This window comes from Anaeromusa sp., from assembly GCF_028691475.1.
Taxonomy (GTDB): domain Bacteria; phylum Bacillota; class Negativicutes; order Anaeromusales; family Anaeromusaceae; genus Anaeromusa.
This window is the reverse complement of sequence record NZ_JAQUZF010000098.1, coordinates 1-10,180: the sequence shown is the minus strand read 5'-3', so window position 1 is coordinate 10,180 and position 10,180 is coordinate 1. Positions and strand designations below refer to the sequence as shown.

At 48.6% G+C, this 10,180-nt stretch carries 8 protein-coding genes; 3 read left to right on the top strand and 5 right to left on the bottom strand.

All coding sequences use genetic code 11. From position 1 onward, the window contains the following. Positions 1–156 precede the first annotated feature (156 nt). The 5 genes from PHF27_RS11435 to PHF27_RS11415 form a co-directional block, all read right to left on the bottom strand. A complete protein-coding gene (locus tag PHF27_RS11435; RefSeq protein WP_300070072.1) occupies positions 157–870 on the bottom strand; it encodes a SprT family zinc-dependent metalloprotease in 714 nt (237 codons plus the stop codon). Between the two features lies 1 nt (position 871). Continuing rightward, on the bottom strand, positions 872–3,901 hold the full coding sequence (locus PHF27_RS11430; RefSeq protein WP_300070069.1) for an HsdR family type I site-specific deoxyribonuclease: 3,030 nt from the start codon (positions 3,899–3,901) through the stop codon (positions 872–874). Next, positions 3,898–5,169: a restriction endonuclease subunit S gene (locus PHF27_RS11425; protein WP_300070067.1), complete on the bottom strand. Its 1,272-nt coding sequence runs from the start codon at positions 5,167–5,169 to the stop codon at positions 3,898–3,900. Before PHF27_RS11425 ends, PHF27_RS11430 begins: the two co-directional genes overlap by 4 nt. Continuing rightward, complete coding sequence (locus PHF27_RS11420; protein ID WP_300070064.1) at positions 5,163–7,571, bottom strand: type I restriction-modification system subunit M; 2,409 nt, start codon at positions 7,569–7,571, stop codon at positions 5,163–5,165. The genes PHF27_RS11425 and PHF27_RS11420 overlap by 7 nt, the downstream gene beginning before the upstream one ends. A gap of 395 nt (positions 7,572–7,966) precedes the next feature. After that, the gene (locus tag PHF27_RS11415; RefSeq protein ID WP_300070061.1) at positions 7,967–8,506 is read right to left on the bottom strand and encodes a hypothetical protein; all 540 of its coding nucleotides are present in this window, start codon (positions 8,504–8,506) and stop codon (positions 7,967–7,969) included. 554 nt (positions 8,507–9,060) lie between these two features. Between PHF27_RS11415 and PHF27_RS11410 the strand changes: the two genes are divergently transcribed. The 3 genes from PHF27_RS11410 to PHF27_RS11400 form a co-directional block, all read left to right on the top strand. Further along, a complete protein-coding gene (locus PHF27_RS11410) occupies positions 9,061–9,390 on the top strand; it encodes a hypothetical protein (protein WP_300070058.1) in 330 nt (109 codons plus the stop codon). 219 nt (positions 9,391–9,609) lie between these two features. Then, positions 9,610–9,816 (top strand): helix-turn-helix domain-containing protein, encoded by a 207-nt coding sequence (locus PHF27_RS11405; protein ID WP_300070054.1) that lies wholly within the window; start codon positions 9,610–9,612, stop codon positions 9,814–9,816. Further along, on the top strand, positions 9,817–10,180 hold a 364-nt coding region (locus tag PHF27_RS11400), incomplete at its 3' end, for a hypothetical protein (protein WP_300070051.1). It abuts the gene before it with no gap.

Below are 10,180 nucleotides of genomic sequence, written 5' to 3'. Positions count from 1 at the left end.
TTCCGTCCGTTCCAGAACGATCAGATTTGAATTCGGTCGATAAAGACTCACCTGATGCAATAATAGCGCGGATAGTTTCTTCGTTCAATTTCATTCGCATCACCCCATTTCAAGCTGTGACAGCTATTCAGAATTGATTTTGATAAAGCATCCTAGTCAATAATCCCACACTTCATCCTTCATCGGCAGTCGACTTAGCAAATCCTGATAATACCGCCACTGCGGCAGATGCTCGCTCATCAGCGCCACAAAACGGTCATTATGTTTGCGTTCCAGCATATGAAGCAGCTCATGCACCACAATATACTCCAAGCATTCCGGCGGCTTCTTGGCCAGCTCAAGGTTTAGCAAGATTCGCCCAGCAACAGGATTGCATGTGCCCCAGTTGGTTTTCATCCTTCTAACGCCATACGCTGTGGTTTTTACGTTGAGCCGCTGTTCCCACTTGCTGATTAGCGCTGGGAGCTCGTGCTTAAGTTGGGCTCGATACCAGTCGCCAAGAATTCTTTTGCGCTTGTCGCTATCCGTTCCGGGTCGTACATGCAAATCCAAGGTATCGTGTCGCAGCACTACCTTGGGCGGCGCCTTCGTTTCCAATACCCTCAGCAAATAACGTTTGCCGCGGTAGTAATGACTTTCGCGGTCAATATACTCTCTTGGCGCCTCGCGCTCTTGGTTGGTGAACTTCGCTTGCTGCTTTTTGATCCAAGAAAGCTTTGATAAGGCATATACTCGGATCGTGTCGAGCTCCATCCTATTTGGTGCAGAAATTTTCACACGCCCCTCAGGCGGATATACGCTCAAATGGATATTTTTGATGTCTTTGCGTATGACATCGATGGCAACACTGCCGATCTGCACCTGTTCCATCTTAATACTCACCTTGCTGTTTTATTACGGTAAAAATACGTTCTACTTCCTGTTCATCGCCCATTACATCATAAAGCCGTTGCTTGATGAGCTTTTCCTTGGCATCATTGCCGCGCCAACTGTCAGGGCGATACGTCATTACGGTCTCGTGTATGCAGTGCGCCAAGCTTTCGTCCCGCTCCAAGTTATTGTACAAGGCTCGCTTGGCCGGTGTGTTCAGGCTGCATGGCGTATCATCGTGTTTTCCTTCCTTAACTTTTTGCGCCAGTTCGGCAATCTTCTTCAAATACTCTTCATAGTCCAGCGCCTGTGCTTTGCGTTCCGTGATGATAGCGTTTAGCAGTTTCGACATTTCTTCAAAGAAAGCCGGATCAATCAAATGATCCTGCATGATTTTGCTGCGTACATTGTTTTCAATTGTGGCTGCTACGGCTTCTTTGTTCGCCTTGATGCCGCTTGGCAGGCTGTTAATCGCATCGGCGATGCCTGTTTCGACAATCAAGTCAATTAAGGGAACCTCGCTAAAGGGGGAGATGGAGCGTGGTTCTTCCGCAGAAATGTAGGTGTCGATCAAATGGCGCATATCTGCTTCGTAAGACTTCAAGTCAAGCGTTTCATTGCTTGCCTTGCGAATTTCTTCGCGCAATTTCAGGTAAGAATCGACGGCGGACTTGATTTCCGCAATTTGCGCCGCGTTGTAGCCCGCTGCTTCGAGCTCGTCGGCCAAGTTGGCGTACGCACGGATCAGCGCAACAATTCCCTTATAAAGAGTTGTTCGCCGTACCGCACGGCTGGCCAGGTCTTCCGGGATTTCAGTGTTGCCGCAAAAATACTGGATGTATTGCAGTGTGTCCTTTGGCAGGGCCACTGGCTCACACAGTATGGCCAGCGATTCGATCGCATCATCGAGGCGTTGGCGACCTTTTTCAATCCGGCTCTGCAGCATCACGTCACAGTCTTCCTTGGCGAAGGTATCATAATCCAATTCTGCAGTATACACCGCCACCGCGTTTTCCACCTTGCGGAACAAATCCTTATAGTCGATGATGCAGCCGAACTGCTTGTCATCGGAATCAAGGCGGTTGACGCGGCAGATCGCCTGAAACAGCCCGTGGTCCTGCATGGACTTATCAATATATAGGTATGTGCAGCTCGGCGCATCGAATCCGGTCAAGAGCTTGTCTACTACGACCAGCAGGCGCATAACGGCCGGCTTCTTTAAAAACAGCTCTTTCGCCTCGTCTTCGTAAGTTTCCGTCTTTCTGCCTTGCAGCAGCTCTGTATATATTTTGTAGATAAATTCCTTCTCGGTTTCCGTGTTGGCGCCCGTGTCCTCCGTAGTGATGTCTTTCGTTTGCGGGTTATAGGAGGTGATGACGGCACACTTGCCCTTCAGTTCGGTCTTTTGCAGCTTCTCAAAATACCGGCAGGCCTCAAAAATGCTCGTGGCTACTAGAATGGCATTGCCTCGCTGTGAAGCCAGCCGCGGTTTGACGTTGAAATCAAAAACGATATCGCTGATAACCCGGTCAAGGCGCGTGCTGGAGCTGAGGACTATTTGCATCGTACCCCATTTTTTGCGAAGCTCGGCCTTTTGAAAATCATTGAGTCCTCTCGTTTTGCTGTCAAACCAAGCGTCGATTTTCTCCGGCGCCATAACTTTCTGATCAATGTCACGTGCTTCATAAACCAAATCCAGAACGACTTCGTCTCTTACCGCCTCGTTAAACTTATAGGTATGGATATAACGACCAAAGACTTCCAGGCTGGTCTGCTTGTCTTTTTTGAGCAGCGGCGTACCTGTAAAGCCGATGAATACGCCTTGCGGCAATAAAGCCTTCATAACACGGTTCAGCTTGCCGCTATGGGTACGGTGGCATTCGTCTACGAAAACAAAGAGCTCGCCCACTGCAGGACTCGGCTGGCCTTCCAGCTCCTTGATGAATGCGTCAAAATTTGTCACATTCTTCCGACCGAATTTGTGAACCAGGGAGCACAAAAGGCGCGGTTTTGCTTGCGAGAGCTGGCTCATCAAATCCCGTCCGCTGCTGGTGCGCTTCACAGTTTCGCCGGCCTCGTTAAATACGCGTTCAATCTGCTTGTCGAGCTCATCGCGGTCGGTAATGACGGCCACGCGGGCGTTAGGGTTGTTTTCCAAAATCCATTTCGCCAACAATACCATGACGATGCTTTTGCCGCTTCCTTGCGTATGCCAAATGATGCCGCCTTCACGCCTTTTGGCGAATCCCTGTGCCGCCTTAATGCCGAAATACTGGTGTACGCGCGGCAACTTTTTCACGCCGCCGTCAAACAATACAAAATCATACATAATTTCCAGCAGGCGTTCTTTATTGCACAGCTTCAGCAGGTACTTGTCTAGGGGCAGGCGGCTGTTGTCGGCCTCGTCTTCTTTCCATTTGAGGAAGAACTTCTCCGGCGTGCCAATGGTGCCGTAACGCAAACCTTCCGTATCATTGCCTGCGAAAATAAACTGTACTGTCGTAAAGAAGTCGCCGATAAATTCCTTCTTCTGGTTGACAAGGCTTTGCCGAATGCCGTCGCCGATTGACACGGTACTGCGTTTGAGCTCCAGCACGCCAATGGCAATGCCGTTCACGTACAGCACAAGGTCGGGCCGCTTTTCCCGGTTGCCGAAGACGGTCACTTCCTCAGCTAAGGCGAAGTCGTTTTCGCCTGGATGCTCCCAGTCAATAAGCTGCACCGTTTCAAAATTATCGCCGACGTCTTCTTTGACCTGAACGCCGTAGCGCAGCAATTTGTACACGTTTTGATTATTCTCGTACAGCTCGCCGTGGTAATTGTTTACCTGTATCCGAAGCTCATGCAGCGCTTTGGCGATCAATGGCGCTCCGTAACCCCGGCGTTGTAAGTAGCCAGTCAGTAATGCCTCTTCGATGTTGCTGTTATGCAGGCGATCTTCCCAATTGCCAAGATAGGCATAGCCGAGCTCATCACGAAAAAGCTCGACAATTCGGTTTTGCGTTATGCGCTCAGGCTGTCCTACACTCATACCAATCGAATCCTCCCAGTTAAGAGTTCTTGCATCATGCCCTGTTTGATATGGCGATATTTATCCAGTTTGGCTTCCAAAGCGGCAAGCTCAGCATCCATATCGGAAAGGCTTGCGGCAATGCGACGCTGCTCATCATTGGTGGGTGGCAGGGTTAAAAGGATTTTACCGATATTGCTTTTGCTAACTCCACTGACCTTTGTTCCAACAGCATAGAATTTGAACTGTCGCTTCACATCGTTGCTTTGAAAACAATATTGCCTGTAGTTTTTATCAACAAGATCGTTTGTGCTTTTAGCAACAATCGTATGCAACCCCGCAATATATGGCATCGCATTGGGATTCTTAATGACGACATGGCGGCTTGTTCCTTCATCATCTTCGGATGCATCGACAAAAACCAGATCGCCATCACCTAGCAATGTTGCCGACGGCACTTTGTTTAAAGGTACATCAAGTTTAGGAATATCTGCGTATTCTCGCTCAATATCTATATAAGATTTTTTTGAACCATGAATGTCTCCATAATGAAGATAGGCAAGCCCCTTATCTGATAGTTGTTCTCTTGATGCCGTTAGTCCGCCACTAAAAGCAAATAGCTCATCTAAAGATTTCTCTACCCAGTTCTCTTTCGGCTTAAGCAATTCTTGCAGGGCACCGTGCTTGATCAGCCGCTTTTTAGTGATGAGCTTTTCTAGCGACTGAATTAGTTCGTCGGTGTCGGAAAGCGCGGTAGCAATGGCTGTTTGTTCAGCGATAGTGGGGGGAAGCGGAACTTTAAAATCACTAATCAGACTGGTGTTCAAATTGGGCTGTCCATTGCCGGTTGCAACAACATCTCTCAAATATTTCGTTTTAGAATTGATGTAATACACTAAATATAGCTTGCTTACTTCTTGACTCAAATTATATAATGCAGCAATTCCGTCATTCGCGCAGCATTTTATTTCCAATAGTTTTGCTACGCCAAGAGTAGCGCCGCTATTGGCAATTATCAAAGTGTCTTTTTCAATGATTCTACTCCACTTGGAACCTTCTTCGGTAAGATACCCTTCTGTTTGCGAGACATAAAGCTGTGCTTCTGAAAGATTTGTTAACGCTGCCACGGTAAGCCAAGGAATGTAATTTCCATTAAAATACTTAGGGTCACCCGCAGGTCTTGGTGAACCGCCTCGAACCGGATGTGAAATTTCCCCTAACGCTTTAACTTCCCAATCTTCTGGTATAACGCCAACTTCCGTCTGCTTATATCCTGCTTTCATCACCATGAAAACCCCATTTTCTCCAGATGCTCCTTGACCTTAGTTTCCAGCGTTTGCACAGATTGCTGCTGGGCAGGCAGGGGTGTTTCATAGCGCTCGGCCAGCTCCTTGATCCGATTCGCCAGTCGTTGGCTGATGCGTTCCATTTCTCCTTGTACCGCTTGCGTTATCGCTGCAAGCCATTTGTCATCAACCACCAGTGTCTTAATTTCGTCGGTTGTGAGTGTCTTATAATGCCTGTAGGCCTGGTCATCCAACACCGCTGCCGCCGTTTTGGCTTTCACGTTAACGGCAGACAATTTTGCAGACAATTCCAGGTACTCTTGCAGAACCTGCCGTTCTTCCGCCGCGGCCGGATCGTGTTTGAGCTCCTTCAACCGGGCCTGCACTTGGGTCTTGTTTATTTTGTCCCAGCCGCCAAAGTAGCCGTCATCAGTGCTGTGCTCTTCTTCGAGCTCACCGATGCGTCCGGTTAGAGATTCCGCCAGTGCGTTCAATGTGTCAATAACTTCTTGCTCATTGCGGAAGTAACGTTTGACAATCAGGTCTTTTGGCACCAGATCGCAGGCCCAGCCTTTATCAACATCGTTTCCTTTTTTATTGACCTGGATAATTCGGTAGGGTTCGGCCGTCCAGCCATCTGCCGCAAGGAGATAGCAATCGTCCTGCATAACCGTTTCCCAGTAGTCCATCAGGTGCTGATAGATGTCATAAGCATCAATCAGTGGTAGACCGGCATAGTGCTGCAGCAGGCTTTCCGACAAGCCTATGATGAGTGCTTTGGGGGTGAAGCCAGGCTGCAGCTCTTTGAGCTCAATCGTTGCCGTTGTTTTCCAGCGAGAAAAATGAGCGTTCATATCATCCGTAAACGACTTAAATTCCGCGTGCTCGTAAATCGCTTGCTTGATTGCCTCCTTGCCAACTTTCAGCTGGCAATACTGGTCTCGCCCGCAGTCAGCGAAGAGCTCGTCTTTTAATGCGGGGCAAACGGCCCAGTATGTTCCTAGCGCAGCAACATCTCGCTGTGGAATACCGCCTAAGAGATGTGCCTCAATATCCTGAATATCTTCCGGTTCCTGGCTATCAATATAGCGGGGCAGGTTCAGGTTGTAGTCATTTTGCTCAATTTCTGCATAAGAAACAAGCCGCGCGTATTTCTCTACGTCCAGCTGCTGTTTAAAGGTATCGACGATCTGATGAATGTCGCGGCTGCGCAAGCGATTCTTATTTCCATCCTTTATATAGCCACGGCTGGCGTCGATCATAAAAATGCCTTTGCGCACGCCTGCGTTTTCTTTGTCGATCACCACAATGCAGGCCGGAATGCCTGTTCCATAAAACAGGTTTGCCGGTAAGCCGATAATGCCTTTGATGAAACCTTTTTCCACCAAGCTCTTGCGGATCTCAGCCTCGGCATTGCCGCGAAACAGCACGCCGTGCGGCAGGATGCAGGCGCCTTTGCCTTTGCTTTTTAGTGAGCGAACGATATGCAGCAGGTAGGCATAGTCACCGTTTTTAGCAGGCGGCACACCGTATTCCTTGAAGCGACTAAACTTGTCGTTGCCATTTGAGATCGCCACGCCGTTGCTCCAGCTTTTGTCACTGAATGGCGGATTGGCGACAACGTAATCAAAAGTTGTCAGCGTATGCTCGTCCTGCTTAAATAAGGGATTGGCCAAAGTGTTTCCTTGTTTGATTTCCGCTGTGGGGTTGTTGTGGAGAATCATATTCATGCGAGCCAAGCCTGCAGTGGCGGAATCCTTCTCTTGCCCGTAGAGGCTGATGTCTTTTTCCGCCGCCTCGGCGACTTTCAAGAGTAGCGAGCCAGATCCGCATGTCGGGTCATATACGGTCGTTGCCGCCGTCATATTGTCGCGATCAATGCCGATAACCTGGGACATAATACGGCTGACTTCAGCCGGCGTGTAGAATTGTCCTTTGCTCTTGCCGCTTTCCGTAGCGAAATGGCGCATCAGGTATTCATAGGCGTCGCCCAGAATGTCATCGCCTTCAGCCCGGTTCTTGCTGAAATCAAGCGACTTGTTTTCAAAAATGCTAATTAGGTTCGTCAGGCGGTCAATCATTTCCTTGCCGCTGCCGAGCTTCGTAACATCGTTGAAATCCGGCATATCGGACAGCTTGTTGGCGCTGGCAAGGGGAGCGATGATCTTTTTGTTGATGTCGTCACCGATTGTTGGCTTACCTTTCAAGGCTACCATGTCGCGGAAGCTTGCTCCGGCAGGGATTGTGATCGGCGCAAAAGGCACGCCGGCATATTTGTCGCTTATGTATTTGATGAACAACAGGACGAGAACGTAGTCTTTATACTGGCTTGCATCCATGCCGCCGCGCAGTTCATCACAGCTCGCCCAAAGGGAACTGTATAATTCGGATTTTTTGATAGCCATGCTGTAGAATCAACCTTCCCAATTAAAATGCACTTGTTTAACTTCCACGCGAAAAGCTGATTTCCTTTTGAGACAGCAAACAATGCATAACCCAAGCAAGCCGCAATGCCGATGCACGCACCAAAGTAAAAGCAGCATTCTCCGCCGTTTTCACGAAACAAGTCATTTTATGAGCTCACCGACCGACCAACCTAGTTGAATGCCTGTATTTACTGGGCTCGCTGGATTTTTCAACTGAATCCATGCTTTCGCAATTTAACAAAGTAACGTAATAAGTTACCAACGAATCTTTCTTATTGCATATGCAATCTCTACAGGCATGAAAAAACAGCCGCAATCATGCGGCTGCCGCTCATTAGTTTTCAGGTGGAATCATATAGAGTAAACGCTGCTCTTTAGCGTTCAGGACGCAAATGCCGAGGCATTGGATTTGGCAAGGTGTTAGCAGGATAATCAGGTGGCAGGCATACCGGATTTAGGCCATAGCGGGGTAAATAGCCATGTAGCAGGTTTTGCAGCGAGCTCGTCGGGCCGCAGAGAAAAGCGTTACTCCCATCAGCAAATGCACCTTGGCGGAATGCCTCAATACCAGCATCGACGGAGCCAGCGTGTGCAATTTGCCGTAAGAAAGCTAGTGAGCGGTCTTTGCTTTCAGAACGCCCTTGTTGCATTCGCAGGAGTTGTTCGACGGAAGCGAGAGTATGGTAATCCTCATAGCCAACGGATTGCCCGAAATAGAACTGGACGATTTGGTTTGCGATGCTTTCATTGAGAAAAGTTCTCAATTTCATGCCGTGGTAAGGAAGGCCTTGCTCACGAATCAATTCATGAATATGCAGCAGTTTGCGTCCTTGGCATTGGACTTCAAAGCGCAGAAGGTCTTGAGCTTCCCTGAGTAAGCGGTCATTGCGGCATAAATCCTTGTCGTGTAGCAATTGAGCTTTCTTGCTGTAAAAGTTCAGCCGGACATGCCCTATAGGGAAGTGAAAAATTCAAAAATTTCCCGGGGGTACTAGGCCGTCATGGTGTTTTTCCAGGCTGTTTTTCCGAGGCCGCACCTACTGAGTTTGCGCCTCGTTACAAGGACAAACAAAAAGACGCCCACCAACGTTAAGTAAACAGGCCCAAAAGAATTTCTTGCCTGTGAAGTTACTTAAACGCCAGGGGCGCCTTTATCTTTTCTTGGAGCTCGCACTGCTCGAAGGCTTCGGAGCCAAGATTCTATGTGTGTGAATTCGACTTTTAGTATAGCATATTTCCGGTTGTCCTTGTCAAGCAACCCTACGGGCTGGGTTCGCTGACCTGCGGAACAGTTGGACAACAGAATCTACAGGGAAACGCATTGCAAATGACGGGGCCGGGGACTTCCCCCTCGCACCTTTTCTTGCTTCCATGCCAAGTAAGCAATCCTTTCCTTCTTCCTTTTCCTTTCCCTTGGCATGGTTGAAAACAAAAATGCGAGGAGTTGTGTTGTAATGAAAAACAAATTATGGTGAACCAAAAGAATCTTGGCTGCCCTGTTTGTGGTACGCCGGCCAAAGACGAAGTGGTTATGGAACGGTGCCTTAGAATGCCTGCCGGTGCAGATGGGAGCTGGGCATGCGTGCAAGAACATTGTATTCATGCAAATGAACGAGCGGCAGACCTGCCCGAGAGAATGCAGGAAGATTGGTGCAGCAGCTGTCAATATAATGAAGTTATTCGCGAAAGCGGGACTTTCCAGCACATGAAGCAGGTGGGGGAAAGGCAGTGGCGTGAAGTCCATTGCTGCAGTGGCTGCCATAACCAGTATGAAATAGAAAGCGAAAATAAATATTGACAGAATGCTTTGGCGACGATAAAATAACCTCCGAAACACTTTCATGATGAACAGATCGCGTACCGACAACTTCATATCATGGCGGTCTGCAATACACTTTTAGATAAACGCGCATGCTGCGCATAAGTGGCCTAGGTTCTATGAGGATCTAAGTCTATTTGTGCTGGCATGCGTTTTTGCATTCTGACTCTATTCATTCATGGAAGGACGAGATTAAACATGGAAAAACGTACGCTTACAGCCCAGGAAGTATCGGAATACTTTTTCTCAGGAGAGGTGTCTTATTGGACGGTTTTGAAAATGGCCAAGGTAGGGGAACTGCCGCACTTTAAGGTGGGGAGCCGCTATCTATTCAATAGAGCATCTTTGATGAATTGGCAAGCTGCACAGGAACAACGCTGCTCGCTAGTCGGGGAGGCAATGTAAATGAAGGGAAATGTTGAGCAACGTGGCAAGATCAGTTGGCGCTTGACCGCCTATTTGGGATATGATCCTAACACAGGGGCGCAAAAGCGCGAGCGGAAAACAGTAAAGGCGGAAAACAAACGCCAGGCGGAAAAGCTGCTGCGGGAATGGATAGGAGAGATCGAAAAGGGCGTGAAGCCACGTGGGAATAATATGACTGTGCGGCAATTTGCCGGCGAATGGCTGGAGAAGCATTGCGAAGCCAATTTGCAGCCTAAGACCGTTCATACGTACAGGGAAAAGCTCGACGGACATATTCTGCCGGTTTTAGGACATGTTAAATTGTGCGAGCTCGTTCCGAAGATGATTGTGGATTTTTGCGATG

Excerpts from the sequence above, each read along its gene's own strand:
- PHF27_RS11410 (WP_300070058.1), top strand. The coding sequence starts at position 9,061 with ATGGTGAACCAAAAGAATCTTGGCTGCCCTGTTTGTGGTACGCCGGCC.
- PHF27_RS11435 (WP_300070072.1), bottom strand. The coding sequence starts at position 870 with ATGGAACAGGTGCAGATCGGCAGTGTTGCCATCGATGTCATACGCAAA.
- PHF27_RS11430 (WP_300070069.1), bottom strand. The coding sequence starts at position 3,901 with ATGAGTGTAGGACAGCCTGAGCGCATAACGCAAAACCGAATTGTCGAG.
- PHF27_RS11425 (WP_300070067.1), bottom strand. The coding sequence starts at position 5,169 with ATGGTGATGAAAGCAGGATATAAGCAGACGGAAGTTGGCGTTATACCA.
- PHF27_RS11405 (WP_300070054.1), top strand. The coding sequence starts at position 9,610 with ATGGAAAAACGTACGCTTACAGCCCAGGAAGTATCGGAATACTTTTTC.
- PHF27_RS11420 (WP_300070064.1), bottom strand. The coding sequence starts at position 7,571 with ATGGCTATCAAAAAATCCGAATTATACAGTTCCCTTTGGGCGAGCTGT.